General features: G+C 69.8%; 18 protein-coding genes and 4 pseudogenes. 17 read left to right on the top strand and 5 right to left on the bottom strand.

Translation table 11 applies throughout. The annotated features are described in order from the left end of the window. Nucleotides 1–29 precede the first annotated feature (29 nt). From ACIBK6_RS23165 to ACIBK6_RS23150, 4 genes and pseudogenes are all read left to right on the top strand, one after another. A complete protein-coding gene (locus tag ACIBK6_RS23165; protein ID WP_399053203.1) occupies nt 30–581 on the top strand; it encodes a YciI family protein in 552 nt (183 codons plus the stop codon). Between the two features lie 636 nt (nt 582–1,217). Then, on the top strand, nt 1,218–1,847 hold the full coding sequence (locus ACIBK6_RS23160) for an RNA polymerase sigma factor (RefSeq protein ID WP_399053202.1): 630 nt from the start codon (nt 1,218–1,220) through the stop codon (nt 1,845–1,847). Continuing rightward, nucleotides 1,844–2,932: a CU044_5270 family protein gene (locus ACIBK6_RS23155; RefSeq protein ID WP_399053201.1), complete on the top strand. Its 1,089-nt coding sequence runs from the start codon at nt 1,844–1,846 to the stop codon at nt 2,930–2,932. The genes ACIBK6_RS23160 and ACIBK6_RS23155 overlap by 4 nt, the downstream gene beginning before the upstream one ends. A gap of 82 nt (nt 2,933–3,014) precedes the next feature. Then, nucleotides 3,015–3,893: pseudogene (locus tag ACIBK6_RS23150) on the top strand (IS701 family transposase); the annotation flags it as partial. Nucleotides 3,894–4,144: 251 nt separating this feature from the next. Here the strand turns inward: ACIBK6_RS23150 and ACIBK6_RS23145 are convergent. Both ACIBK6_RS23145 and ACIBK6_RS23140 read right to left on the bottom strand, forming a co-directional pair. After that, nucleotides 4,145–4,294, bottom strand: a pseudogene (locus ACIBK6_RS23145) (transposase family protein); the annotation flags it as partial. Nucleotides 4,295–4,491: 197 nt separating this feature from the next. Beyond that, entirely contained in the window at nt 4,492–4,869 is a 378-nt protein-coding gene (locus tag ACIBK6_RS23140) for a DUF6294 family protein (RefSeq protein WP_399053200.1), read from the bottom strand. A 232-nt stretch (nt 4,870–5,101) separates the two neighbouring features. Between ACIBK6_RS23140 and ACIBK6_RS23135 the strand changes: the two genes are divergently transcribed. Together ACIBK6_RS23135 and ACIBK6_RS23130 are read left to right on the top strand one after the other, a co-directional pair. After that, entirely contained in the window at nt 5,102–5,305 is a 204-nt protein-coding gene (locus ACIBK6_RS23135; protein WP_399053199.1) for a hypothetical protein, read from the top strand. A gap of 132 nt (nt 5,306–5,437) precedes the next feature. Then, nucleotides 5,438–6,289, top strand: a complete 852-nt coding sequence (locus ACIBK6_RS23130; protein ID WP_399053198.1) for a slipin family protein — start codon at nt 5,438–5,440, stop codon at nt 6,287–6,289. Between the two features lie 91 nt (nt 6,290–6,380). Here ACIBK6_RS23130 and kdpC read toward each other — a convergent pair whose 3' ends face one another. The 3 genes and pseudogenes from kdpC to ACIBK6_RS23115 form a co-directional block, all read right to left on the bottom strand. Then, on the bottom strand, nt 6,381–7,013 hold the full coding sequence (gene kdpC, locus ACIBK6_RS23125) for a potassium-transporting ATPase subunit KdpC (protein ID WP_399053197.1): 633 nt from the start codon (nt 7,011–7,013) through the stop codon (nt 6,381–6,383). A gap of 22 nt (nt 7,014–7,035) precedes the next feature. Then, nucleotides 7,036–9,162 carry a potassium-transporting ATPase subunit KdpB gene (gene kdpB / locus ACIBK6_RS23120; protein ID WP_399053196.1) on the bottom strand — a complete coding sequence of 709 codons (2,127 nt, stop codon included), beginning with the start codon at nt 9,160–9,162 and terminating at the stop codon, nt 7,036–7,038. Further along, a pseudogene (locus tag ACIBK6_RS23115) lies at nt 9,162–9,494 on the bottom strand (potassium-transporting ATPase subunit KdpA); the annotation flags it as partial. The pseudogene ACIBK6_RS23115 and the gene kdpB, both read right to left, overlap by 1 nt. A 52-nt stretch (nt 9,495–9,546) precedes the next feature. On the opposite strand from ACIBK6_RS23115, the pseudogene ACIBK6_RS23110 reads away from it, so the two are divergent. The 11 genes and pseudogenes from ACIBK6_RS23110 to ACIBK6_RS23060 form a co-directional block, all read left to right on the top strand. Next, nucleotides 9,547–9,651: pseudogene (locus ACIBK6_RS23110) on the top strand (thioredoxin-disulfide reductase); the annotation flags it as partial. Nucleotides 9,652–10,636: 985 nt separating this feature from the next. Next, on the top strand, nt 10,637–12,115 hold the full coding sequence (locus ACIBK6_RS23105) for a sugar transferase (protein WP_399053195.1): 1,479 nt from the start codon (nt 10,637–10,639) through the stop codon (nt 12,113–12,115). Between the two features lie 73 nt (nt 12,116–12,188). Then, nucleotides 12,189–13,505: a nucleotide sugar dehydrogenase gene (locus tag ACIBK6_RS23100; protein WP_399053194.1), complete on the top strand. Its 1,317-nt coding sequence runs from the start codon at nt 12,189–12,191 to the stop codon at nt 13,503–13,505. Next, nucleotides 13,495–14,775, top strand: coding sequence for a glycosyltransferase family 4 protein (locus ACIBK6_RS23095; RefSeq protein ID WP_399053193.1), 1,281 nt, complete (start codon nt 13,495–13,497; stop codon nt 14,773–14,775). The genes ACIBK6_RS23100 and ACIBK6_RS23095 overlap by 11 nt, the downstream gene beginning before the upstream one ends. After that, nucleotides 14,772–16,136: a Wzz/FepE/Etk N-terminal domain-containing protein gene (locus ACIBK6_RS23090; RefSeq protein ID WP_399053192.1), complete on the top strand. Its 1,365-nt coding sequence runs from the start codon at nt 14,772–14,774 to the stop codon at nt 16,134–16,136. Before ACIBK6_RS23095 ends, ACIBK6_RS23090 begins: the two co-directional genes overlap by 4 nt. Then, nucleotides 16,133–17,662: a Wzz/FepE/Etk N-terminal domain-containing protein gene (locus ACIBK6_RS23085; protein WP_399053190.1), complete on the top strand. Its 1,530-nt coding sequence runs from the start codon at nt 16,133–16,135 to the stop codon at nt 17,660–17,662. The genes ACIBK6_RS23090 and ACIBK6_RS23085 overlap by 4 nt, the downstream gene beginning before the upstream one ends. A gap of 3 nt (nt 17,663–17,665) precedes the next feature. Beyond that, a complete protein-coding gene (asnB, locus tag ACIBK6_RS23080; RefSeq protein ID WP_399053189.1) occupies nt 17,666–19,600 on the top strand; it encodes an asparagine synthase (glutamine-hydrolyzing) in 1,935 nt (644 codons plus the stop codon). A gap of 19 nt (nt 19,601–19,619) precedes the next feature. Beyond that, nucleotides 19,620–21,836 carry a bi-domain-containing oxidoreductase gene (locus ACIBK6_RS23075; RefSeq protein ID WP_399053188.1) on the top strand — a complete coding sequence of 739 codons (2,217 nt, stop codon included), beginning with the start codon at nt 19,620–19,622 and terminating at the stop codon, nt 21,834–21,836. Then, nucleotides 21,833–23,800 carry an alginate lyase family protein gene (locus ACIBK6_RS23070; protein WP_399053187.1) on the top strand — a complete coding sequence of 656 codons (1,968 nt, stop codon included), beginning with the start codon at nt 21,833–21,835 and terminating at the stop codon, nt 23,798–23,800. The genes ACIBK6_RS23075 and ACIBK6_RS23070 overlap by 4 nt, the downstream gene beginning before the upstream one ends. A gap of 8 nt (nt 23,801–23,808) precedes the next feature. Beyond that, on the top strand, nt 23,809–25,347 hold the full coding sequence (locus tag ACIBK6_RS23065) for a right-handed parallel beta-helix repeat-containing protein (protein WP_399053186.1): 1,539 nt from the start codon (nt 23,809–23,811) through the stop codon (nt 25,345–25,347). 1 nt (nt 25,348) lies between these two features. Then, a complete protein-coding gene (locus ACIBK6_RS23060) occupies nt 25,349–26,653 on the top strand; it encodes an O-antigen ligase domain-containing protein (protein ID WP_399053290.1) in 1,305 nt (434 codons plus the stop codon). The last annotated feature ends 2 nt before the right edge of the window (nt 26,654–26,655 follow it).

Genomic DNA, 26,655 nt, shown 5'->3' with positions numbered 1-26,655 from the left:
GGTTACCTGCTTGGGTAGATCCTCGGGGCATGGAGTTCATCTGCTACCACCGCGACCGGCCCGCTTCCGTAGCGCTGCGCGACGAGCTACTGGAAGACCACTGGTCCTACATGGACGGGTACGCGAAGGAGATGATCGCCCGGGGCCCGACCCTCGCAGGCGACGGCGACACACCCACCGGAAGCGTGCACATCGTCGACCTGCCCGATCCCGCCGCCGCCCGCACGTTCGCCTTCGAGGAGCCCAACTACCAGGCCGGCGTCTACCGGGACGTACTGCTGCGACGATGGCGCAACACACTGGGGCGCACCATGTGGGACTTCCCCGGCGGCCGGACCGGCGGCAACCGGTACCTGGTGCTCGGCCTCGGTACGGGGCAGGCCGCGGACCTCGCGGTGCCGCCCAACCGGGACGATCTGATCGCCTACGGGCCGCTGCTGTCCGACAACGGCGCCACCTGGCTGGGCACGGCGGTGCTGATCCAGGCGTCGGACCCGGACACGGCACGCGCCATCCTGACCCCGGACGGGTACGCCGACATCGAGGTGCACAACTGGCAGTTCGGCGGACGGCCGTCATGACCCGAGGACGCCCAAGCCGACGTCACCGCCGACAAAGCCATTGGGGATCGCTCAGCTTCCTCGTGTTTCACCCGAGCCCACGGATGCCCCGCACGCCCAACATTGGATCTTCCACGCCCTGACCGGCCCCCCGGCACATCCACACACCCGAACATCGCGCCCCCCGGCGCTCAACTCCGGCAATTCCAAGGCCTTCCCCAGTATCCGGCCTCCCCTCCGACGGCAGTCGAACTCTCAGCGCACTGACACGGCAGCTGTAGATGATGTTCCGGTCACTCCACGAGTTGTGCGGTGATGTTGTTCCATCGCTGGTGGGCTTCGTGGGCTCGGAACTGGCGGCGGTGTCGCCGGGCAGCCCAGTGCAGCAGGTGTTCCGGGCCGCGAGCGGGGGTGGGCAGGCCGTGACCCGCAGTCCTGTTGATTGACGGGCTCGGACATGCCAAGAGCCACGATGTCGGCTGGACGAGCCCTCATTTCCCGCCCTCGGGGCGACGTCCACAGGACGTCCGGCATGCTCATGGGGATGCGCGCGACAAGACCGCTTGGTAAGGACACGCTGGCGAGGTCCTTTCGGCCGGGATCCCACACGTGACGCAGGTCACTGGAACGCCCGACAGTGAGCGGACAACTCTGAGCGTGAACCATTCGATATACGACCGCATACGCGACGGCGACCCCGGGGCGTTCCGGGAGCTCTTCGACGAGCACGCGCAGCTGGTCTACCGGCATGCCGTGCGTGTCACGGGCGACTGGGCGTTGGCGGAGGACGTCGTCTCGCTGACGTTCCTGGAGGCGTGGCGGCTGCGTGAGCGCCTGCGCGACGAGGGTGAGAGCCCCAGACCCTGGCTGATGGGCATCGCCGTGAACGTCCTGCGCAATGTTTCGCGCGCGGCCCGTCGGCATAGAGCGGCGATGGCTCGCGTCCCGGTGCGCACTACCGTGCCGGACTTCACGGACGAGTTGGTGGGCCGCATGGCCGACGCGGAGCAGCTCGCGGCGGCCCAGCGGGCCCTGGGCAAACTCCGCCGCTGCGAACGCGAGGTGGTCACCCTGTGCGTCTGGTCCGGGCTGACCTACCCAGAGGCAGCCGAGGCCCTGGGCGTACCGGTGGGCACCGTGCGGTCCCGGCTGTCCCGGGCGCGGACCCGGCTGCGCAACCTCGCCGAACGTGAACTGTGGAAGGGCGCCGAAGCAGCAGCCCAAGATCTTGCAGGGCTCTGCGAAGACCCCCGTACAGCCCGGCCGAAGAAGGAGCGGAACCGATGACGCGCATGCCCTGGGGGCGGCACGAGCCGCTCCATGCCTCCGAGTTCGACCTGTTGATTCCGGCGCCGGGCGACCCGCAGATGCCGCAGGACCGGCATACCGCGCTCGCCGGGCACCTGGAGAGTGAAATCCGGCGCGCTTCCGCGCCTGCCGCCATGCGGCGCGCCAGCCTGCGGCGCACGGCCCTGATCGGCGTCCCGGTGGCCGCTGTGCTGGCTGCCGGTGTGATCGTGCCCGGGTCCCTGCAGCTGGGCGGGGCGTCCGGCGACGGGATACGGGCCGGCGGCCACCGGGACGCCGGCCCGCGGGAGAAGCCCCAGTGGATGCCGCTCATACCCGGCACCACTGAGAACCTCTCCGCGACCGTCGACCGCATCGTGCTGGCTGCGGCGGCACAGCCCTCCCTCACACCACGGCAGGACCAGTTCATCTACATCAAGAGCAAGGTCTCCTTCCAACGGGGCGACAGCAACCCCGCCACGGGGAAGATGGACGTCTGGATCACCCCCCTGCACACCCGCCAGATCTGGATGTCCCCTGACGGGAAGAAGGGATTCCTGTACGAACCAGGCGGCGCCCTCAGCGACGTGGACCCCAACGGCACGGACCTCGACGACGGGCCCCACACCTCCGGCGACAAGCGCCACTCCTACAACAGCATGAAGTCCCTCCCCACCGACCCCGACGCCCTGCTGAAGCGGCTCTACCAGGGCGGGAAGCGGGGCAACCACGACGACGACTGGATGGCGTTCAAGGAGATCAACAGTCTCCTGTCCGAGCAGATCGCGCCCTCCGCCACCAGTGCCGCCCTCTACAAGGTCGCGGCCCAGATCCCCGGGGTCGAACTCGTCCCGAAGGCCACCGACGCGGACGGCCGCCAGGGCATCGCCATCGCCTTCACCCAGGGGTCCACCCGACACGAGTGGATCTTCGACAAGGACACCTACACCTACCTGGGCCAGCGCCAAGTCCTGGTGAAGGAGGAGGACGGCCTGAAGCCGGGCACCGTGGTGGGCCAGACAACCGTGGTCGAACGGGCCGTCACGGACGCGAAGAAGGAACTCCCGGACGGCGAACGCCTATGACAACGAGCAGCGAAGACCGGCGAACCTCGCGTAATCGGGAGGTGCGTATTCCTCAGCCTTTGAGGATGCGAAGTCCTCTGCCGATGCTGTCGGTGCCGCCCGCCAATACTCCGGTGCCCTCGGCGGGATGGGTCTGTGCCAGGTCGCCGTGCACCTGTCCCTGGCCACCTCCCAGGGGCATGCCCTGCTCGACCGCGAGTTGTACCTTCCCGCGGCCTGGGCCGCCGATGACGAGCGCCGCGAACTGGCCGGCGTTCCCGACGGGACGGCCTTCGCCACCAAACTCGAACTGGCTGGCCTGATGCCGGCCCGGCTGCGTGAACTCGGCTGCCGGGCCCGCTGGGTGGCCGCGGACGAGGTCTACGGCGGACGCGGGCTGCGGCGCCGTCTGCGCGAGCTCGGCTACGACTACGCCGTCGGTGTGCGGAGCAGCCACACCGTCACCATCGACGACGGAAGTCGTGTCGCGGTCGCCGCCCTGGTGAAGAAGGTGCCAAGGACAGCCTGGCAGCGTCTGCGCACCGGGTCGGGCACCAAGGGCGACCGGCACTACGACTGGGTCTACCTCAGAGTAAGGGGCGACGATGCCCCCACCAGCGCCTATCCGGACCAAGGTGAGTCGGCGATCCTCATCCGTCGCCACCGCTACACCGGCGAACTCTCCTACTACCACTGCCACTCCAACCGTCCCGTCACCCTGGCGATGCTGGTGCACGTGGTCTGCAGCAGGTGGCGGATCGAGGAGGACTTCGAGACTGCGAAGGCCGCGGCCTTCGGCCTCGACCAGTGCCAGGTGACCCGCTGGAACTCCTGGATGCGCTGGAGCCTGATCAGCATCAACGCGTACACGCTCACGGCTTTGGCGGCAGCCGTCACCCGCGCCGCAGGCCACAGCCACGACACTGCGATGATCCCCGTCACCGTGCGTGGGTGCCGGCCATGGAGACGAACACCGGGTTGAGGTCGACACCGCAGGCGACGTGTTCTGCCTGCGCTTGCCCGAGACGAACTCCCAGCGGCCGGGCCCGCTTGCGGGCGACGGACCTGGGTCTCCGCCCCGTCCAGCCGCAGCTCGACCCTCTCGGCCTCGGCATAGGCGAAGACGTCCTCTAACGTCTTGAGCCGCAGCCCGGGCCGGTCGGGAACGGCGAAGCCCCGGGCCGCGAGCAGGGGACGGACCTGGCGGATCGCAGCCGACACGGTGGAGCGGGCCACGTCGAAGAACTCGGCCAGGACAACGTGCGGCAGCCCGTGCCGCAGATGGACCAGGGTGACCAGCAGCCGCTCGCCGCAGACCAGCTTCGGCTTGCGTCCGGCCCCGACGGCCCGCCGCCGGAGTCCGCCGCGCTCGGCATGCAGCACGGACTCCCGGGCGGCCTCCCACGGATGAGCGAGCTCTTCGAGCAACAGGCCGAAATGTGCACGGGAGACACCGGACAGGGCAGGATGGGAGCAGGTCGCACGGGCCCAGGTCAGCTTCACAACTCGCCCAGCCCGTGCGGCCTTTCTCAGGTCACGGCCCGACCCGGCTCGCTCGTATTTCCCTCAAGCTCGTTGGCTCAGCATGAGGCCCACTGGGTTACTGCGGTGGTGGCGGCGTAGACGCTGGGTTCGAAGGTGCCGTTGGCTGTCCAGTCGACCTGTTTGCTCGCCCACATCGTGGGGCTGTCGTAGGTGCCGGTGGTGAACAGGGTCTGGCCCGGGGAGTTCTTCAGCTGGAAGCGTGCGTGCCAGATGTCGCCGCTGAAGGTGTGGTCGCTCCAGGTGCGTGCGCTGAAGGTGAGCTTGCCGTCCGCGTACAGGCGGAGCCAGCCGCCGGTCTGGTGGCAGTCGCCGACCTTCAGGTCTGGCCAAGTCCACCATTGTAGGCGGTCGTGTTGGTGGCTCCGGGCCGGATTTCGCCCGCCGCCGCGAGGTGCGTCGACTCCAGCGCCCACTGTCCCGCGACAAGCGGAACGATCCGCCAATTTCCTGTCACCCGACCCGTCGGACAGGATCGAGCTCAATTCCTCCCGAGGTCGTCAGCGTCAACCCCATGTGGCCACGAAGCATCCGCTCCCCCGAAGACCATGCCGGCCCCAAGGCATCGCCTCAGTCGACCTGGGAGGCGGCTGTCGGCCGTCATCGGGGCTCGGATCGCACCTGAACTGAAAGGTGTGGGCTCGTCTCGTGCTGCGGGATTCCTACGGCGGCCGGGTGGAACTCGACCCGCGTGCCCTGGTCGGCAGCCCGCTGTTGCGTCAACTGCTGGAATCAGGCGTCCGCCACTCCCACGAACGCGGCACGCTCCGCTCCCGGGACGCGGTAATGGAACTGCTCTCGCAACACGGCGAGGGCAACACCGCAGAGGTCCCCATACTGACGCGTTACTGACCGATCGTCAGTCTGCTCCAGCGGACCGCTCGGGCCAACCTTGACTCTCTCCTGACGCACAGCGCGCATCCGCTGACGCCCCACCGCTGTCCTCATCGGTATCGGATTCGCTTCACAGGGGGGTCAGTTGCCATGAACGGCACAGTCGTCACAACCGTCATCGTCGTCGCCTTCGTCCTGCTGGTGCTGCGCAGCGGGACGCGGGTCGTCAATCAGGTGGACCGCGGGGTGGTGTTCCGCCTCGGCAAGGCGCTGCCGCAGTTCCGCCACCCCGGAGTCACTTTCCTCATCCCGTTCGCGGACCGGATGAAGAAGGTGAACGTGCAGGTGGTGACACTGCCCGTGCCTACGCAGGAGGGCATCACCCGGGACAACGTGTCAGTGAAGGTCGACGCGGTCGTCTACTTCAAGGTCACCGACCCGGTGCGGGCCACGATCGAGGTGCAGGACTACGTCTTCGCGGTGGGCCAGGTCGCCCAGTCCTCGCTGCGTTCGATCATCGGCAAGAGCGACCTCGACGACCTGCTCTCCGACCGCGAACGGCTCCACGAAGGGCTGGCGTTGATGATCGACAGCCCGGCGGCCGGCTGGGGCGTGCACATCGACCGGGTCGAGATCAAGGACGTACAGCTGCCCGAGTCGCTGAAGCGATCGATGTCCCGGCAGGCCGAGGCGGAGCGCGAGCGGCGGGCGCGCGTGATCACGGCGGACGGCGAGTTCCAGGCGGCCCAGCAACTCGCCAACGCCTCGCGGATCATGGCCGATACGCCGGAGGCGATGCAGCTGCGCCTGCTGCAGACGGTCGTCGAGGTGGCGGCCGAGAAGAACTCCACACTCGTCATGCCGTTCCCTGTTGAGCTGCTGCGCTACTTCGACCGTGCGGCCCGGCAGTTCGCGACACCGGACGGGCCGGCCCCCGCCGCCGAGGCAGCCGCGGGTGCCTCGGGGCGTGGCCTGCCCCTGGAACAACAGGGCATGGATTAGCCCGGCCGCCCGCCGGAGCCATGGGCACGGGTAGCGGCGGCGTCGAGGACGGTGCGGCCCGGCGGGATGACCGCCGGGCCGCGGACATGCGTCAACGGGCGAGGGCGGCCAGATCGCGGTTCAGCTCGACGACGTTGACACGCTCCTCCCCCAGGAAGCCGAGAATCCGGGCCTGGTCGTGGTCGGTGACCAGTTTGCTCACCCGCTCCTGGGACAGCCCTCGGGCCCTGGCAACCCGCGCGACCTGCTCGTAGGCGTACGTCGGTGAGATGTGCGGATCGAGGCCGGAAGCGCTGGCGGTCACCGCGTCCACGGGCACCTGGTCGGGGCGTACCCCGTCGAAGGCGGCGACCGACTTCCGGCGCTCCTCGATGGCCTTGACCAAGTCGTCGCTGTTGGGGCCGAGGTTGGAGGCGCCGGACGCCTTGGGGTCGTAGCTCCCGGCGGAGGGCCGGGGCTGGAACCACTTGGGGTCCGGCTGCGCCTCTTCCTTGGGATCGTCCAGGTTCTTCTTCGGCAGGTTGAAGTTCTGGCCGAGGAGGCTGGAGCCGACGACCCTTCCGTTGTGCTGCACCTGCGAGCCGTTGGCCTGGTGGGAGAAGGAGGCTTGGGCGACGCCGGTGACGGCGAGCGGGTAGACGAGTCCGCAGACCACCGTCATGACGAGCAGGATGCGCAGCGCGGACAGGTGCTGACGGACTGCGCCCGCAAGGGACTTGAGCATGGATGACACCTGCTTCCGTCGGTCAGCGCAGTCCGGGGATGAACTGGACGACCAGGTCGATGAGTTTGATGCCCAGGAAGGGCAGGAGGAGCCCGCCGAGCCCGTACACCCAGATGTTGCGGCTGAGCAGCGACGCCGCGGAGGCCGGTCGGTAGCGCACGCCGCGCAGGGCCAGCGGGATCAGGGCCACGATGATCAGCGCGTTGAAGATGATCGCCGAGGCGATGGCCGATGTCGGGCTGTACAGCTTCATGATGTTCAGCCGGTCGAGCCCCGGGTAGGCCACCGCGAACATCGCCGGGATGATCGCGAAGTACTTCGCGACGTCGTTGGCGATCGAGAAGGTGGTCAACGCGCCCCGGGTGATGAGGAGTTGCTTGCCGATCTCGACGATCTCGATCAGCTTGGTCGGGTTCGAGTCGAGATCCACCATGTTCCCGGCCTCCTTGGCGGCCGAGGTCCCGGTGTTCATCGCCACACCGACGTCCGCCTGTGCGAGCGCGGGGGCGTCGTTGGTGCCGTCACCGGTCATCGCGACCAGCTTGCCGCCCGCCTGCTCCTTCTTGATCAGCGCCATCTTGTCCTCGGGAGTGGCCTCGGCGAGGAAGTCGTCGACACCGGCCTCCCGGGCGATGGCGGCGGCGGTCACCGGGTTGTCGCCGGTGATCATGACGGTGCGGATGCCAGTGCGGCGCAGCTCGTCGAACCGCTCGCGGATGCCGTCCTTGACGACGTCCTTGAGGTGGATGACGCCGAGGACCCGGGCGGTCGCGGTGCCCGCGTTGCGCGTCACCTCGCCGACGACCAAGGGGGTTCCGCCGCTCGCCGCGATGGAGTCGACGAGTGAGCCGACCTCGTCCGTCGGATGGCCGCCGTTGTCACGCACCCACTTCATGACGGCTGTGGCGGCCCCCTTGCGCAGCCAGCGGCCGTCCTCAAGACCGCCGAGGTCGACGCCGCTCATCCTGGTCTGCGCGGTGAAGGGCACGAACTCGGCACCGTCGAGCTCCCTTTCGGCCCGGCCGCGCAGCCCGTACCGCTCCTTGGCGAGCGCGACGATGGAGCGGCCCTCGGGAGTCTCGTCGGACAGCGAGGAGAGCTGGGCGGCGTCGGCGAGCGAGGTGATCTCGACGCCGTCGACCGGCAGGAACTCGGCGGCCTGCCGGTTGCCCAGGGTGATGGTGCCGGTCTTGTCGAGCAGCAGGGTGTTGACGTCACCGGCCGCCTCAACTGCCCTGCCGGACATGGCCAGTACGTTGCGCTGCACGAGCCGGTCCATGCCGGCGATGCCGATCGCGGAGAGCAGTGCGCCGATGGTGGTCGGGATGAGCGCCACCACCAGGGCGACCAGCACGACGATCGACTGCTCGGCGTGCGCGAACATGGCCAGCGGCTGGAGGGTGACGACCGCGAGGAGAAAGACGATCATCAGTGAGGCCAGCAGGATGTTGAGGGCGATCTCGTTCGGGGTCTTCTGTCGCGAGGCCCCTTCGACCAGGGCGATCATCCGGTCGATGAAGGTCTCACCGGGTTTGGAGGTGATCTTGACGACGACCCGGTCCGAGAGCACCTTCGTGCCTCCGGTGACCGCGCTGCGGTCGCCGCCCGACTCGCGGATGACCGGCGGGGACTCCCCGGTGATTGCCGATTCGTCGACGGACGCGATGCCTTCGACTACATCACCGTCGCCGGGGATGATCTGCCCGGCCTCGACCACCACGTGATCGCCGAGCGTCAACTGGGCTGCGGGGCAGGGCTGTTCGATGACGTCGACGGTGCCGGGACACCACCTCTCCAGCCGTCGCGCCACCGTTTCGGTCCGCGTACGCCGCAGAGTCTCTGCCTGTGCCTTGCCCCGGCCCTCCGCGACGGCCTCCGCCAGGTTCGCGAAGACGGCGGTGAGCCAGAGCCAGGCCGTGATGACCCAGGCGAACACGGACGGGTCCCTCACGGCGGAGGCGGTGGTGAGGACCGCGCCGACGCCGACCACGAACATCACCGGGTTCCTGGCCAGCATCCGGGGGTCGAGCTTGCGGAGCGCGTCCGGTATCGAGACGAGCAGCTGTTTGGGTTCCAGGAGACCGCCGGATATCCGGTGCGGCTGGGTCTTGGCCTCGGGGGCCGGAGGCCTGTCGGTGGTGAGGGACATCAGTGCAGACCTTCCGCGAGCGGGCCGAGGGAGAGCGCGGGGAAGTACGTGGGGCCGACGACGATCAGGATCACGCCGGTCAGCAGGCCGACGAACTGCGGCCGGTGCGTCGGCAGGGTGCCCGAATGGACGGGTACGGACTGCTGCTTGGCCAACGAGCCGGCCAGCGCGAGGACGAAGACCATGGGAAGGAAGCGGCCGAAGAGCATCGCGAGGCCGAGTGCGGTGTTGTACCACTCGGTGTTGACGCTGATCCCGGCGAACGCCGACCCGTTGTTGTTCGCCGCCGACGTGAACGCGTACAGCACTTCGGAGTAGCCGTGCGCCCCCGAGCGTCGCGGGCCGGGCGGCCGACGCCGATGAGGGGGGCCGATGCTGGGCCGGCTTTCGGACCGCAACGTGTCCTGGTGCGCCACCTGCGACGGGTTCTTCTTCCGAGGCCGCGACATCGTCGTGGTCGGCGGCGTTGACACCGCGATGGAGGACAGCGAGCTCTTTCACGGGGCAGTTCGACCTCGACGGCGCGGGCTACCTCGCAGCCCTCGCGACGCGCGGTAACCACCACACACGAGCGGAGGCCGCGTCCTCCCAAGCGACACGCCGGTACTCGGCTCCCGCATCCTCGGAACCCGTGAACGCATCGGCCGCCACCACGGTCGCCGGTGCGAGTCGTCCTGCTCGAACGCCGCAGCGCCCCGTGATCGAGTAGGCCACCTGTACCAGCGGGCCCGCTGCGCGCAGCCCGCTTCATCAGCAGTCCGCCGAAGGCGCCGCAACCCGGCAGCCGAGGTTGGGCGCAGCCCACCAGAGATCCCTGCGGGATAAACCCCGATTTCAGGCCCTGTTTTTCGTGCCTTCCAGCCAGGCTCTACGAGTCGATGAGCGTCAACTGAGCGTCACAAATATTGATCAGCCTTGCCCCCGCACTTCGAAGGCCCGCCGCAGCTCGCCGATCACTACCGCGCAGAAGCCGCGCCCTGGAGCCGGGCGAGCTGCCGGAGCTCGCGGAGGCGCCAAGGCACCTGTAAGCGGTCACCGATGTCTCAAAGCTGAACACACATCACGCACATCCCCTCCACATATTGGCTCCGAGGGTCTAGATTGTGCGTGCTTCAGCCGCTCGGGCACGAGGCGACCAATGATGATCTATAGGTTCGGCGCTACGGACAGCCAGCAGTCGCGTCCCCGGCGCCAAACGCGGGGGTGATCAATTCTTGGAGCCCGAGAGGGGCCTTGGGTGCGGGGAGCACTCGGGGTTTCGATGGATTCCCGCGCACCTCGAGGGCCTGGCAGGACATGCAAGTCCGCTGCCACCAGGGTGGGTTGTTCAAGTAGCACTGAAATAGCCGGGATGTCATGCGCGGGGGGGGCGGGGGCCTCCTGAGGGGTGAACAGTGCGGGGGGGCGGGGGCCTCCCGGGGGGAGGAACAGTGTTGGGCGAACACGTCGAACCACCGGTGACCTGGGGGGTCCTGTGCGGCATGGGGAATTAGTCAGCCCGTTTCCGTCGGCGCGAAGACGTCTGGCGAACGGGGCAATCAGCCAGCCTGCGATCGACTGGGAGCAGCGGTACCGCCGTACGGTGATCACCAGCGATTCCCTTGCCACCGCCTTCGTGGTGGCGGCGATCGGCATCTTCTTCGGGGCCCGGGACGCGGCCAACTGGCATGAGAAGTGGGGAATTCTCGCATTCGGCACCGAGCTGCTGGTGCTGGGAGCACTTGCGGTGAGCCGGGCGTGGGCTCCGGCCGTGCTCGGCCAGGGCGCCGAGGAATTCCGCCGGCTCGGACGCTCACTGTTCGCGACGGCCGTCGTACTGGCGCTCGGCGGGATCGCCCTCACCTCGCGCAACATCAAGCTCTGGATCTTCGTCGCGATCCCCGCAATCGCGTTCATCACCATGACCATGCGGTATCTGCTGCGCCTCTGGCTGCACAAACAGCGGAAGGAAGGACGGTGCCTGCGACCGGTGCTCGCTGCCGGGAGCCCGGCCACCGTGCGCGACCTGATCACCCGAACCCGCAAGTTCCCGCACCTCGGCTGGCGGGTGGATGCGGTGTGCACGACGGACGGTCTCGGGCTCGACGGTGACCAACTGGACGGAGTGTCGGTCGTCGGCCGACTGGCGGACGTCGCGGGCCACGTCCGCCGCGACGGCTACCGTGTCGTCGCGGTCACACCGGACCCGCACTGGTCACCGGACCGGCTGCAGCGGCTGGCTTGGAACCTCGAAGGCAGCGACGCCGAGATGATCGTGGCCCCCGTGCTGATGGAGGTGGCCGGCCCGCGGCTGCACGTCGATGCGGTGCTCGGGATCCCGCTGCTGCGGGTCAGCATGCCGACCTTCACCGGGGGCCGCCGGGCGGTCAAAGAGGTCGTCGACCGGATGGGCGCGGCGGTCCTGCTGATGCTGTTCGCGCCGCTGATGGTGCTTGTCGGGCTGCTCGTGCTGGTGGACAGCCGGGGTGGGGCGTTGTATCGCCAGCGCAGGGTCGGCAAGGACGGCCGCGAGTTCACCATTCTCAAGTTCCGCACCATGGTCGCCGGGGCCGACAGGGCACGTGCCGAGCTGGCCGACCGCAACGAGGGCGCCGGCCTGCTGTTCAAGCTCCGCCAAGATCCGCGGCTGACCCGGGTGGGAGCGGTGCTGCGCCGGTACTCGATCGACGAGCTCCCGCAGCTTTTCAACGTGCTCACCGGCTCGATGTCGCTCGTCGGCCCGCGGCCTCCGCTGCCGGAGGAGTCCGCTGCGTACGGCCCGGACATCCGGCGGCGGCTGCTTGTCAAGCCCGGGCTCACCGGCCTGTGGCAGATCAGCGGACGCAGCGACCTGCCGTGGGAGGAGGCGGTCCGCCTTGACCTGCGGTACGTGGAGGACTGGTCGCTCGCCCTGGACACAGTGATCTTGTGGAAGACGCTGCGTGCGGTGCTCTATGGGCACGGGGCCTACTGATGCACGGGGGGCGTCGTCCGACAGGCGCGCGGACCGCAGGCCGGGAGGGCCTGCCTGGGGGGAGGGACGGATCATGAGAGTCAGCGTTTTCGGGCTCGGCTACGTGGGCTGCGTGTCGGCCGCGTGCCTGGCCAGCCTGGGTCACGAGGTCATCGGGGTGGACGTGAACCAGGCGAAGGTCGGCCTGGTCAACGACGGCAAGGCCCCGGTGGTCGAGGAGCGGATCGGCGAGCTCATCGCCGAGGCCGTGCGGACCGGAGCGCTGCGCGCCACCGGCGACGTACACGAGGCGATCATGGGCAGCGAGGTGTCGCTGGTCTGCGTGGGCACACCGTCGGAGCCCAACGGCAGCCTGTGCACCACGTACCTGGAGCGGGTCACCGAGCAGATCGGCGCCGCGGTGGCCGAGCGAGGTGGGCGGCAGACGATCGTGTTCCGCAGCACCATGCTCCCGGGCACCTGCCTGAACCTGCTGGTACCGATCCTGGAGAAGCACGTCGGCGGCACGGCCGGGGTGGACTTCGGGGTCGCGGTCAACCCGGAGTTCCTGCGCGAGGGCACGAGCGTGCGGGACTTCTTCGACCCGCCCAAGACCGTCATCGGCGAGCTCGACCCGGCAAGCGGCGACGTGGTGGCGGCGCTGTACGACGGCTTGCCCGGCGAGGTGTTCCGGGTGCCGGTCCCGACGGCCGAGGCGATCAAATATGCCGACAACGCGTTCCACGGCCTCAAGATCGGCTTCGCGAACGAGCTGGGCGCGGTGTGCCAGGCGCTCGGGGTGGACTCGCACCAGGTGATCGACGTGTTCCTGGCCGACCGCAAGCTGAACATCAGCCCCGCCTATCTGCGGCCCGGCTTCGCGTTCGGTGGCTCCTGCCTGCCCAAGGACCTGCGCAGCCTGGTCCACGCGGCGCAGCGGGCCGACGTCTCGGTGCCCATCCTCGCCCACGTGCTGCCCTCCAACTCCGACCATCTGCAGCGCGCGGTGGAGCTGGTCGAGCGCACCGGCAAGCGCCGGGCGGGCCTGTTCGGGTTGTCCTTCAAACCCGGCACCGACGACCTCCGCGAGAGCCCGCTCGTCGAGCTGGCGGAGAGGCTCATCGGCAAGGGTTACGACCTGCGGATCTACGACGCCAACGTGAACTTGTCCCGACTGCTCGGTGCGAACCGCGAGTACATCGAGACCCGGCTGCCGCACATCGCGCAGTTGCTCGTGGACTCCGTCGGCGAGGTGCTCGAGCACGCCGAGGTGTGCCTGGTCGGGACCAGGGATCCTGCTGTGCTGTCGGCGCTCCCCCATGGCAACGGCACGGTGCTCATCGACCTCGTCCGCATTCCCGACGCCGAGGCGCGCCGGGCCGAGCCGGGGTACGTGGGCCTTGTCTGGTGACACATCGTTTGATGACACGGCCAGCGGCGACCGGCCGGGCCGGCGCGCGCTGATCCTGGTGGAGAACCTGTCGGTGCCGTTCGACCGGCGGGTGTGGCAGGAGTGCACGACGCTGCGCGACGCGGGCTGGAAGGTGCACGTCATCTGTCCCCGGGGGCGTACGCGGGACACGGAGCCGGAGGCAGAGATCGACGGGGTGCGGATCCACCGCTACCCGTTGCGCGCGGCCACCGGAGGGCCGGCCGGCTACCTGCGCGAGTACGGATCGGCGTTGTGGCATACGGCCCGGCTGGCCCGCAAGGTCGGACCGGTCGACGTGGTCCACGCCTGCAACCCGCCCGACCTGCTGTTCCTGCCGGCACTGTGGCTGAAGCGGCGCGGCGCGCGGTTCGTCTTCGACCAGCACGACCTGGTACCCGAGCTGTACCTCTCCCGGTTCGACCGCGGCGAAGATCTGCTCTACCGCGCCGTGTGCGCGCTGGAACGGCTGACCTACCGGGCCGCGGACGTCGTGCTCGCCACGAACGAGAGCTACCGGGACGTCGCGATGCGCCGTGGCGGTCGGCGGTCGGCGGACGTTTTCGTGGTGCGCAGCGCGCCCCAGACCGACCGGTTCCAACCGGTGCCGCCCGAGCCGGAGTTGAAGCGCGGCAAGCCTCATCTGCTGTGCTACCTCGGCGTCATGGGCCCTCAGGACGGTGTCGACTACGCCTTGCGGGCCCTTGCGAAGATGCGCGACGAGCTCGGGCGGACCGACTGGCATGCGGTGTTCATCGGCGCCGGCGACGCCTTCGACGCGATGGTGGAGCTGTCCCGGCGGCTCGGGCTCTGTGAGCAGGTGCAGTTCACCGGGCGCATTCCGGACGCCGATCTGGTGCGCTACCTGTCCACCGCGGACGTGTGCCTTTCCCCCGACCCGCGCAATCCGCTCAACGACGTGTCGACCATGAACAAGGTCCTGGAGTACATGGCGATGGGCCGACCGATCGTCTCGTTCGACCTCCGGGAGGCGCGAGTCTCCGCCGGTGACGCCGCCGTCTACGCGCCCGCCAACGACGAGGCTCAATTCGCCGAGCTCATCGCGCAGCTGCTTGACGATCCGGAGACGCGGGCCCGGATGGGCAAGATCGGCCAGGAGCGGATCAGCGGGCAGCTTTCCTGGCGGAACTCGCAAGCGTCGCTGCTCGCCGCCTACGCCGCTGCCTGCCGTGACCAGACTCCGGTGTCGGCGGGCGACCCGGTCCGCACGGGGAGAAGGCCGCGCCGTTGAGCGATGACACGATACGTCTGGTCACGATCGGGCGGATTCTCCGTCGGCGCTGGCGGCTTCTCGCCATCCTCGCCGTGGTGGGCGCGCTCGTCGGCTACGGCACCTCGGTGCTGTTTCCGCCGCTCTACACGGCGTCGGCATCGGTACTGCTGCCGGGGCAGTGGGAGGAGCGCGCGCTGCTGACTCAGGCGGAGATCGCGTCCAGTTCGGCGGTGGTCGACCGCGCGGCTGCCGCACTCCGCTGGACGGGCGTCAGCGGCGAGCTGCTGGATCGAGTGAGCGCCAAGGCCGCCGACGGGAACATCATCACGATCTCGGGTACGGCCGACACCCCGGAGCGCGCGCAGCGGCTCTCCGACCAGGTGGCCCAGCAATTCGTCACATTCGCCGCGCGGATCACAGGGGACAGCACCGACCCCGACACGGCTACGGGGCCCGAGGCACTGCGGCAGAAGGTGGCGGAGACCAACCGCCGCATCACCGACCTGGCCAATGCGGCCGGTCCGGGGCAGACCGTGGAGAGCGTGCAGGCCCGCACCGAACTTGAGAAGCTGCGCACCGCGTTGCAGGAGGCCATGAAGAAACTGGACCAGGCCAACCCGGCGGCCAACAAGGCCGGCCTGGTCGTCATGGGGCCGGCAGCCCGGCCTACCGGCGAGGCACCGCCGACGAGGACGCAGCTCATCGTCGCCGGGGCGCTGCTGTTCCTCCTGCTCGCGGTCATCGGACATCTCGCCGCAGCACGGGTGAATCGCCGACTGCGTACTGAACCGGAGATCGCCGCGGCACTGGGCTCGGCGCTGCTCGGCACCGTCGACGTACCTGCTGAACGGCCCGCGCACCGGCCAGAAGGCCGTGGCCCGCGGGCCTGGGCCCGCCGGCTCCTTGGCGTCGACACCCGGTGGGACATACCGACCCCTCGGATGTCCGGTGACGAGGCCGGCAGACGGATCCGCTACCGGCGGGTGTGCGCTCGCCTCCGGGACCAACTGCCGGCCCCCCGGCGGCTGCTGGTCGTCGTACCGGACGGCGACGAGATCGCCCGCCGGGCCGCCGGGGAGCTCGTCGCCGAGGCCAAGAGCGGTCCCCTGTTACGGGTGGTGGGAGTTTCGGTGTCCCAGCCGATGGTGCCGGACCGCGACACCGAGTCCGGTGCCCTGGTCGTGCTCAGCGCGGGCAGCTGGACCGCGGAGGAGCTCGCCGGCATCGCCGAGGCGTGTGCGGACGCAGGGCATGAGGTCGTCGGCATCGTCGTCGCCGGCCCGGTCCTGGCCCGTCCGACGCGGACTGCCGGCCGTCCTCCGGACAACGCCACTCCGGCGCTCGCGGTTCGCAGCCACGCGAGCGGAGGTTCTTTGTGACGACGAGCACGACTTCGGAGTCGTCGGCCGCCGCTCCGCTCCTTGACCTGCAGGCACTGGTGGTGGCGGTGCGCAGGCGCCGCCGCCTCTGGTGCTCCATGGCGCTCCTTGGGCTGCTGATCGGCGCGGCGGTGGCGGTCCTGCTGCCACCGCCGCCGAGCGCGGTGACCAAGGTGCTGGTCGCGCATCAGGCGGACCAGCCGAACGACCCCGGAACGCTGATCCGCACCGACGTCGCGCTGCTGGGGACCACACGGATCGCCAGTAAGGCCCTGCAGTCCCTCAACTCCCCCGAAAAACCAGAGGACTTCATACGGGAATACGGGGGTATCGGCGTGACCAACAACCTGCTGCAGATCAATGTGACGGGTGGCAGCGACGCGGAAGCGGTCGCCCGGGCCAAGGCGCTGGCCGATGCGTTCGTCGCGGACCATGTGGGACGGATGCAGGAGACCGCGAACGCCGAGGCCAAGGCCCTGCTCGACCAGCGTGACCGCATGCGGGACGAACTCGCCCAGGTCAACAAGGAGATCGGGAACCGATCGCCGGGGAGCGACCCGAAAGCGTCGGCGAGCATCGAGTCGCTCTTCGCCCACCGGGCCGAGCTCAACTCGCGGATCGCCGATTTCGACCAGCGCGCCGCGGAGGCGCGCACCGGCACGCCCAAGCTCATCGCCGGCACGCAGATCGTGGACGCCCCGCACGCGGTGCAGCACTCCCTGCCCAGGGCCGCTGTCACCGACGCCGCGATCGGGCTCGTCCTCGGGCTCGTCCTCGGGCTCGCGGTGGCCGCGGTCGGCACGGTGGTGGCGGACCGCCCCGTGCTGCGCCGGGAGATCGCGGCGAACCTGGGCGCCTCGGTCATCGCGGAGCTGCGCCGCATGCCCCGTCGGCCGGCCGGGCTGTGGCAGCGCCGACGGACTGGGGCGGCGCGCGAACGGCTCACCGCGACCCTGGCCCGCACCGTGCGCGGCTCCGCGGAACCGGTGTCGCTGCTGGAACTGGGCTGTGCGCGCACCACGAACGTGATCGCCCTGGACCTCGCCGAGGCACTGGCACCGGACGGGCCAGTGGTGATCATCGATGGTCTGCCCGGCCTGCAGCTCGCCAACCGCCGTCAGACGCCGGGAGGCCCGACCGTGGTCAGCGGCAAGCGTGCGGCGGAGGTGTCGCACGAGGAGTACCGGTTCGGTGTCGGCTCAGTCGCGCCCGGCGCGGCGTGGACCGACCTCCAGTACCTCGGTAGCCAGACCGTGCTCGTCGTGCGTGCCGGGCACAGCAGCGCCGCATGGCTGCACACCGTGGCGCGGCAGCTCGCGGACCTGAGCATTCCGGTGTTCGGTGTGGTGCTGATCGACCCCGATCCGCGTGACCGGACCGACGGCACGCTGTGGGACGGGCTGCACACCGCGCTGCGCGGCCACAACGAGCGGCTGTCCCGGCAGACCGGGACGGGCCGGCTGCGGACGGAGCGGCTGCCGATGTGGGCCGCACGGGTCCCGGACAGCGACCAGGAGGCGCGGTAGAACATGTGTGGCATCGCAGGCACTTACCGATGGCCGGACGGGAAGGTCGTGACCGACCGGCTCACCGATACCCTCGCCCACCGCGGTCCGGACGGGGCGGGCCGGTACGGCCACCCCGCCGGTGACGGCGAAGTGCACCTAGGGCACCGCCGGCTGGCCATCGTCGACCTGTCCGAGACCGGCGCCCAGCCGATGGTCTCGGGCGGCCTCGCCCTCACGTACAACGGCGAGCTGTACAACGCGCCCGAGCTGCGTGCCGAGCTGGCAGCCGCCGGGGTGCGCTTCCGCGGTACCTCCGACACCGAGGTGCTCCTTGAGGCGTGGCGGCGCTGGGGCACCGACTGCCTGCCCCGGCTGCGCGGCATGTTCGCGTTCGGGATCTTCGACGAGCGAACCGGTGAACTGGTACTCGCCCGCGACCAGTTGGGCATCAAGCCGCTGTTCCTGCTCCGGCGCGGCGCGGGCCTGGTCTTCGCCTCCGAGCTCAAGGCGCTCGCCGCCGCCACCGGCGGGTCGCTCCAGGTGGACCATGCGGCGCTGGTGGCCTCGCTGCTGTACTACTGGGTGCCGGACTCACGGTGCGCGTTCCGCGAAGCGGAGAAACTGCCGCCGGGGAGCTGGCTGAGGTGCCGGCCCGACGGCCGGGTGGAGCGCGGCCGGTTCTGGCACCTGAAGGACGTCGCCGCCGAGGGCCGGGAGCGGGCCCGGGGCGGCGAGCGGCCGGACCTGGCCGCCATCGTCGAGGAGTCGACCCGGCAGCACCTGCTCTCCGACGTACCCGTGGCGACCTTCCTCTCCGGCGGCCTCGACTCCAGCTACCTGACCGCGCTGGCGGCCCGCCACCAACCCGGGATCTCCGCCTACACGATCGGGTTCCGCGCCGAGGACGCCAAGTTCGAGGCGATGCCGGACGACCTGCGCTATGCCCGGCGGGTTGCCGAGCGGTTCGGCGTCGACCTGCATGAGATCGAGATCGCTCCGAACGTGCTCGACCTGCTGCCGCGGATGACGTACCACCTGGACGAGCCGATCGGTGACCCCGCCGCGATCAACACGTTCCTGATCTGCGAGGCCGCCCGGGAGGCCGGGGTCAAGGTGATGCTCTCGGGGATGGGCGCCGACGAGCTGTTCGCCGGGTACCGCAAGCACCTGGCCAACCTGATCGCGCTGCGCTACCAGCGCATCCCGCGGCCCCTGCGGCGCGGCCTGTCCAGGGCCGTGGACCGGCTGCCGGTCGCCACGGCCCGCCGGGGGTACCGGTCGGTGCGCTTCGCGAAGCGGTTCCTCTCCTTCGCCGATCTGCCGGAGGAGACCGCGTTCCGGCGCAGCTACACGATGTACGACCAGGACGAGCTGCTCGCTTTGATCGATCCGGACCTGGCCGGGACGGTCGAGGACGTGCTGACCGAGCACGCGGACATCTACCAGGACAACGACCTCGACGACTTCGTCAACCGCATGTGCCTGGGCGACGCCCGGATGTTCCTGCCGGGCCTGAACCTCACGTACACGGACCGGGCGAGCATGGCCGCGTCGACCGAGGTGCGGGTGCCGTACGTGGACGTCGAGGTGGTCAAGGCGGCGTTCGCCGTGCCCGGCGATCGCAAGATCGTCGGACGACAGGGCAAGGCCGTCCTCAAGGAGGCGGCCACCTCGATCCTGCCCCGGGAGATCGTGTACCGGCCCAAGGGCTTGTTCAGCGCCCCGCTGCGCGCCTGGATGAGCCGGGATCTGGCACCGCTGGTGCGCGAGGTGGTGCACGACGGCGTGCTCGTCCGTTCCGGGTTCCTGCGCCGCGACGCGCTGGCGCGGATGGTCGCCGAGGACGCCGCCGGGCAGCGGGACTTCTCCAAGCATCTGTGGCATGTGCTGACCCTCGAGTACTGGTACCGCGACGCGACCTCCGGGTCCGGTCAGAGCACTCGGTCAACGGCTTAGGAATTTCAGAGGAGTTCGGGTGAAGCAGGTTGTGCAGAACTACAAGAGCGGCGAGCTGGCGGTGCTCGACGTGCCGGTGCCGGGATGCAAGCCGGGCGGTGTGCTGGTCCGCAGCGCCTACTCGCTGATATCCACCGGGACCGAGCTCATGAAGGTGTCCGAGGCCGGCATGTCGATGCTGGGCAAGGCCCGCTCCCGTCCGGACCAGGTGGCCAAGGTCATGCAGAGCGTGGCCACCAACGGAGTGCCCGCCACCTACCGCAAGGTGATGGGCAAGCTGGACTCGTACACGCCGCTGGGCTACTCGCTGTGCGGGGTGGTCGAGCAGGTCGGCACCGGGATCGACGATGTGAAGGTCGGCGACCTCGTGGCCTGCGCCGGCAATGAGCACGCGTTGCATGCCGAGTTGAACTGGGTGCCGAAGAACCTCTACGCCCGGGTGCCGGACGGCCTCGCGCCGCGGCACGCGGCCTTCGGCACCGTCGGGTCGATCGCGATGCAAGGCGTACGCCGCGGCGAGCCACAACTCGGCGACGTGGCGCTGGTCATCGGCCTCGGGCTGATCGGGCAGTTGGTGGTGCAACTGCTTGCCGCCTCAGGAATCCGCGTCGTCGGGGTCGACCCCGACCCGGTGCGCTGCGAGCTCGCCGAGCGCCTGGGTGCGGCGGCCTGCGGCGATCCCGCCTCCGCGGCCGTGGAGAGCTCGGTCGCCGAACTCACCGGCGGTCACGGCGTGGACCAGGTGTATTTGGCCGCCGGCGGCGGCAGCAACCAACCCGTCGAACTGGCCGCCAAGTTGAGCCGGGACCGCGGCCGGGTCGTCGACATCGGCAAGTGCCGCCTGGACCTGCCGTGGAACGCGTACTACGAGAAAGAGCTCGACGTCCGGTTCTCCCGCAGTTACGGCCCCGGGCGCTACGACCCGGAGTACGAGCTCGGGGGGCGGGATTACCCGATCGGCTACGTGCGCTGGACCGAGCGCCGCAACCTGGCGTGTTTCCTCGATCTCCTCGCCCGCGGCCGCGTCGACGTGGAGCCCCTGGTCTCCCACGTGGCCGACTTCGATGACGCCGTCGAGACGTACCAGCGCCTGAAGGAAGGCGACTTGAAGGCCGTGGCTGTGCTGTTCCGCTACCCCGGCCCCGTTGAACACACAGCGGAAGCGGGGGAAGAGGGGGGCCCGGCGATGGCCGTGCCCGCGGTGAAGCGACGCAGCGGCGGAGTGTCCATCCCGGCCCGGGCTGCCAAGGCGCCGGTGCGGGTGGCGTTCGTCGGCGCGGGTAACTACGCGACGTCGATGCTGCTGCCGCACCTGGCACGGCGCGACGGCGTCGAGTTGTCGACCGTCGTCACCACGACGTCACTGTCCGCGGCCAACGCGAAGCGGAAGTTCGGCTTCTCCGAGGCGACCACCGATCTCGACGCCGTGCTCGGCGACAAGTCCATCGACGCGGTGTTCGTGGTCACCCGGCACAGCTCGCACGCCGAACTGACCCGGAGGGCGCTGCTTGCCGGCAAGACGGTGTTCGTGGAGAAGCCCCTGGCCCTCACCGAGGACGAGCTGGCCGGCGTACTCGCGGCAGTGGAGGAGTCCGGCAACGACCGGCTGCAGGTGGGCTTCAACCGCCGGTTCGCGCCGCTACTGCGGGAGGCTCGGCAGCGGTTCGGCGCCCGGAGCGGTCCGGCGAGCCTCCGCTACCTGGTCAACGCGGGCCGGCTGCAGCACGGCAGCTGGTACCTCCAACAGGGCACCGAGGGCTCGCGGTTCGCCGGCGAGGGCGGACACTTCATCGACATCGCGAGCTGGCTGCTTGAGGCCGACCCGGTATCGGTGTACGCGGTCGGAACGTCCGGCAACGAGGACCTCCAGGTCGTGCTGCGCTACCCGGACGGGTCCACCGCCACCATCAGCTACGTCACCACCGGCCCGGCCACCTTCCCCAAGGAGACGTTGGACCTGGTCGCGGACGGCAAGGTGCTGCGGCTCGACGACTTCGTCCGCGCCTCCGTGTATTTCGAAAGCACAGCCGGCCGCAAGCGGTGGGTCAGTTCGCGACTGCCCAAGGCCCGGGACAAGGGCCAGTCCGCCGAGCTGGCCGCGTTCATCAAGGCAGTGCGGACCGGCGGGCCGATGCCGGTGCCGCTGGAGTCGCTGGTCGCCACCACGGCGGCCACCCTCGCCGTGCAGACCGGCCTGGCCGGCGGCGCGCCGGTGACCTTGGCGAGGGCGCGATGACTGTGATCTCGGGGAGTGCGGGCTGGTACCTGCGGCGACTGTCCCGGATGGGACCGCGGGAGGTCGGCGGCCGGATGGGCGACGCGGTGCGCAGGCGGCGGTGGCGGTCGGCGCGGCCGGACTGCCCGAGCGTGACCGGCACCCGGTTCACCGCGGTGCTGCCCGCAGGGACGATCGCCACGGTGCCGTCGGACGCCGCGAAACGTCTCATCGCCGAGGCGGACCGGCTGATGGCCGGGCACGCCGAGTATTTCGGGGTGGACCGCGACGACCTGGCCGACCCGGACTGGTGGTACGACCCGAAGACCGGGCGCCGGGCTCCGTGGGGCTACGCCTTCGACGTGCCGTACCGGAACGAGGACGCGGTCGGGGACATCAAGCAGATCTGGGAGCTGTCCCGGCATCAGTACCTCACCGTGCTCGCCGCCGCCTACGCGATCACCGGGGACGAACAGTACGCCGAGCGAGTGGCCGAGCACCTGCGGTCGTGGTGGGCGGCCAACGCGCCGCTGCGCGGAGTGCACTGGACCAGTGGCATCGAGCTGGGGATCCGGCTGCTTTCCTGGGTGTGGATCCGCCGGCTGCTCGACGGCTGGCCGGGCGTGGCCGGGCTGTTCGAGGACAACCCGGTGGCGCGGAACCAGATCTGGCACCACCAGCGCTGGCTGGCCGCCTTCCCCAGCCGGGGGTCTTCGGCGAACAACCACGTCATCGCCGAGGCCGCCGGGCAGTTCGCGGCGGCCTGCGCGTTCGGGTGGTTCCCCTCCTCGGCGCGTTGGCGAGCCGACGCGCTGCGGTCGCTGGAGCGGCATCTGCGAAGCAACACCTTCGACTCCGGCCTCAATCGCGAGCTGGCCACCGAGTATCACGGACTCGTGCTGGAGCTCGGCCTGGCCGCGGTGGCCGAGGCGGATGCCGCCGGTGTGCCGGTCCCCGCGTCGATCCGGCTGGTGCTGCTGCGGATGACCGACGCGCTCGCGGCCATCGTGGACAGCCGGTTACGGCCGCCGCGCCAGGGGGACGCGGACGACGGGCACGGTCTGGTCGTGGACGGCGCGGGCACCGACCGCTGGGCCTCGCTGCTGGCTACCGGGGACGCCGTGTTCGGTCGGCTCGCCTGGTGGCCGACGGTGACCGGCACCGATGTGCGCACCCCGCTCCTTGCCGCGCTCATCCGGCCGTACTCGAAAAATGGAACCGCACCGGCCGTGACCCGCCCGGCAAGCCGACCAGGCCACTTCGCGGACGCCGGCATGACCATCCTGCGCGGTCCGGCAGAGATCTGGTGCCGCTGCGACGGTGGTCCGCACGGCTTCCTGTCCATCGCCGCGCATGCCCACGCGGACGCGCTGTCCGTGGAGGTCCGGCACGACGGGGTCGACGTGCTCGCCGATCCGGGGACGTTCTGCTACCACGGGCAGCCCGAGTGGCGGCAGTACTTCCGGTCGACCCTCGGCCACAACACCCTGCGATTGGACGGCGGTGACCAGTCCGTCTCCGGCGGCCCGTTCCTCTGGACCCGGCATGCCCACAGCCGAGTCCTGGTCGCGGACGCATCCGACGAGGGCGTGGCCCGCTGGTGCGCCGAGCACGACGGATACCAGCGCTCCGTGCACCGCCGCCGGGTAGAACTCACCGCCACGAGCCGGGAGTTGAGGGTGGTCGACGAGGTGCGCGGCCCGCGCCGGGCCGTGCACCTGGCGTTCCACCTCGGCCCGGCGATCGCCGCGGACCTGGTGGGGAACCGGGCAGTGCTCACCTGGACCAAGGACGGCGAGGACCGCTCCGCGGCGCTCGACCTGCCCGGGCAGCTGTGCTGGCGGGCGCATCGCGGCGAGAGTGACCCGCCGCTGGGCTGGTACTCCGCCGGCTTCGGGCGCAAGGAACCCACCACAGCGCTGGTCGGCACCGGTGTCGCCGACAGCGTGGAGGGGTTCACCACCGTACTCAGGTTCCGCGGCTAGGGGGGCGGGTGGGAATCAAGAGGTGGCACTGGACGTTGGCGACGGCACCGCTGGCCCTTGCCCTGCTGGCGGCGACCGGCTGTACGAGCACGTCGGATGCCCCGGCGAAGCCGACCGATAGGCCATCCACGTCCGGGGCGCCCGCCACGTCCGTGGCCCGGGTGTGCGCCAAGCCCGCAGCCGGGCCGGAGAAGGCGCCGGCGGGCGCGGTGACGGTCGACCCCGCGGTGGTCGGTGACCTGGCTGCGAAGACCAAGAGCAGTCCCCCGAACACCACGTTCTGGCTTCGACCGGGGACGCACAGGCTCGAATCGGACCGTTACGCCCAGATCATCCCCAAGGAGGGGGACAGCTACCTCGGCGCGCCGGGCGCGGTGCTCGACGGCCGGAAGACCAACCAGTACGCGTTCGGCGGTACCGCCGGCAACGTCACCATCCGCTACCTGAGCGTGCAGGGCTTCGTCGCGCCGCAGAACGAGGGCGTGGTCAACCATGACTCGGCCGACGGGTGGGTGATCGAGCACGCGACGATCCAGAACAACTCCGGCGCCGGGCTGATGGCCGGTGCCCGCCAGCGGGTCCGCGCCAGCTGCCTGCGCGGCAACGGACAGTACGGTATGAACGCGTACAAGAACGGCGGCCCCATCAGCGACCTGGTGGTCGAGGGCAACGAGATCGCGGCCAACAACACCGACGACTGGGAGCGGCGGCAGTCGGGATGCGGCTGCACCGGAGGCGTCAAGTTCTGGGCCGTCAACGGCGCCGACGTACGCGGCAACTGGGTGCACGACAACCGCGGAACCGGGTTGTGGGCGGACACCAACAACAACGACTTCCGCATCGAGGACAACGTGCTCGAGGCCAACGACGGTGCCGCGCTGATCTACGAGACCAGCTACAACGCGGTCGTCCGGAACAACACGATCCGGCGGAACAACTGGGTCGAGGGCCGCAAGTACGCCGACCGCGGCGACAGCTTCCCGTTCGGGACCGTCTACCTTTCCGAGTCCGGCGGCGAACCACGGATCCGAGCCCGCACGGACAAGATCGAGATCTACCGGAACGTGCTGGAGAACAACTGGTCCGGGATCACCCTGTGGGAGAACGCCGACCGGTTCTGCAACAGCCCGGCCAACACCTCGTCCGGTGACTGCACGTTGCTGGTGAAGAACACCGCCCGCTGCGCACAGCCGGCGATAGCCACCGCACCGCTCTACGCCGACTGCCGGTGGAAGACCCAGCGGGTGGACATCCACGACAACCGCTTCGTGCTGGACAAGTCCGTCGTCGAGTGCACGGTGAAGTGCGACCGCATGGCGGTGCTTGCCAACTACGGCACCTATCCGGACTGGTCGCCGTACAAGGGCGAACCGGTGGCTCAGGCGATCACCGACAAGCAGCAGAACCGCTGGCACGACAACGTCTACCTCGGACCATGGAGCTTCGTCGCCCACGACCCGAGCCGGATGCTCGACTTCGGGCAGTGGCAGGGCACGCCGTACCAGCAGGACGCGGGCAGCACCTTCCAGCCACAGGCCGGTGGTTGAGATGGGCCGGGACCTGACGCGCGATGGGCTGCCGGTCGGACCGGATACCGCGGGCACGCAACCCGGCGCCGAACCGCGCCCTGCCGGCACACCGAAGACCGTCGGGATGGTCTGGGGGTCGCTGGTCCTCAACACGCTCGGCTCCGCCGGGGCGAACACCATCATCCCGCTGCCCCGCTCCCTCATCCAGATGGTCACCATGGGCGCGCTGGTCGCCGCGTTCGCGCTGGCGCTGGCACTCAATCTCCGGCTGCGCATCCAAGCCGGCGCCTTCTTGTTCCTGCTCACCCTGCTGCTGGTGCTGAGCGTGATCTCCAGTGCGCACCTGGAGTCCGGGTTCGGCGCGCTGTTCCGGTGCGGTCGGCTGGCTCTCTTCGTGGGCACGCTGTGGCTGCTCAGCCGCTGGTGGGACGGCGGCCTGACGTTCGTGCGGCACCACATCCGGATGTACTTCGCGGTGCTCGCGTCGGTGGCCGTCGGCCTGGTCGTCTCACCGGGCGCGGCCATGCCCGGGCTCTACGGCGGTCGGCTGGTCGGCGCGTTGTGGCCGCTCACTCCGCCGCAGATCGGACAGTACGCCGCGGTGATCATCGGGCTCACCGTGCTGCTCGTACTGGGCCGCCGGACCGACAGTGCCAGCGCGGCGGTGGTCATCGTGCCGTCACTCGTCCTGCTCGCGCTGACCCATACCCGGACGGCCACGCTCGGCCTGCTCATCGGCCTTGCACTGGCGATCGGCTCACTCATCCTGACCAGCGCCGCCGCCCGCCGGTTCTTCACCTGGACGGTGCTGTGCGCCACGGTGGCCGCGGTGGGGTTCAGCTCAGCGCTCCAGGCATGGTTCCTGCGCGGACAGAACAAGGAGAACTTCTCCAACCTCACCGGTCGAGCCAAGGTCTGGGACGCCCTGCTGGCAGCGCCCCGGACGACCTCGGAGCAGTTGTTCGGCGTGGGCCTGGGCGACAAGTCGTTCGGCGGGCTGCCGATCGACAACAGCTGGCTGGCCGTTTACAACGAGCAGGGTCTGACCGGCGCCGCCATCGTGGCGGCGATCATCATCGTGCTTGCCGGCGTCGCGTTGCTGCGGCCACCGTCGCTGTCGAGGGCCTGCGCGATCTTCCTGGTCAGCTACTGCGCGATCGCGTCGTACACCGAGGCCGGGCTTGGCGACGCCTCGCCGTATCTGCTGCATCTGACCGTGGCCGCCTCGCTGCTTGCGGCACCTGCCGCGGCCACTCCCCTCCCGACGCCCGAAGTCCCTGGACGACGCATACCGCGATGGGCCCGAAGACCGGAGGTGACCTGAGC

Origin of the sequence: Streptomyces sp. NPDC050485 (assembly GCF_044458185.1) — a bacterium.
Taxonomy (GTDB): domain Bacteria; phylum Actinomycetota; class Actinomycetes; order Streptomycetales; family Streptomycetaceae; genus Streptomyces.
Note: the sequence above shows the minus strand (reverse complement) of the source record. Positions and strands in the feature narration are given on the sequence as shown.

Coding starts and splice junctions, on each gene's coding strand:
- ACIBK6_RS23165 (WP_399053203.1), top strand. CDS start 30: ATGGAGTTCATCTGCTACCACCGCGACCGGCCCGCTTCCGTAGCGCTG.
- ACIBK6_RS23155 (WP_399053201.1), top strand. CDS start 1,844: ATGACGCGCATGCCCTGGGGGCGGCACGAGCCGCTCCATGCCTCCGAG.
- ACIBK6_RS23130 (WP_399053198.1), top strand. CDS start 5,438: ATGAACGGCACAGTCGTCACAACCGTCATCGTCGTCGCCTTCGTCCTG.
- kdpC (WP_399053197.1), bottom strand. CDS start 7,013: ATGCTCAAGTCCCTTGCGGGCGCAGTCCGTCAGCACCTGTCCGCGCTG.
- kdpB (WP_399053196.1), bottom strand. CDS start 9,162: ATGTCCCTCACCACCGACAGGCCTCCGGCCCCCGAGGCCAAGACCCAG.
- ACIBK6_RS23100 (WP_399053194.1), top strand. CDS start 12,189: ATGAGAGTCAGCGTTTTCGGGCTCGGCTACGTGGGCTGCGTGTCGGCC.
- asnB (WP_399053189.1), top strand. CDS start 17,666: ATGTGTGGCATCGCAGGCACTTACCGATGGCCGGACGGGAAGGTCGTG.
- ACIBK6_RS23070 (WP_399053187.1), top strand. CDS start 21,833: ATGACTGTGATCTCGGGGAGTGCGGGCTGGTACCTGCGGCGACTGTCC.
- ACIBK6_RS23060 (WP_399053290.1), top strand. CDS start 25,349: ATGGGCCGGGACCTGACGCGCGATGGGCTGCCGGTCGGACCGGATACC.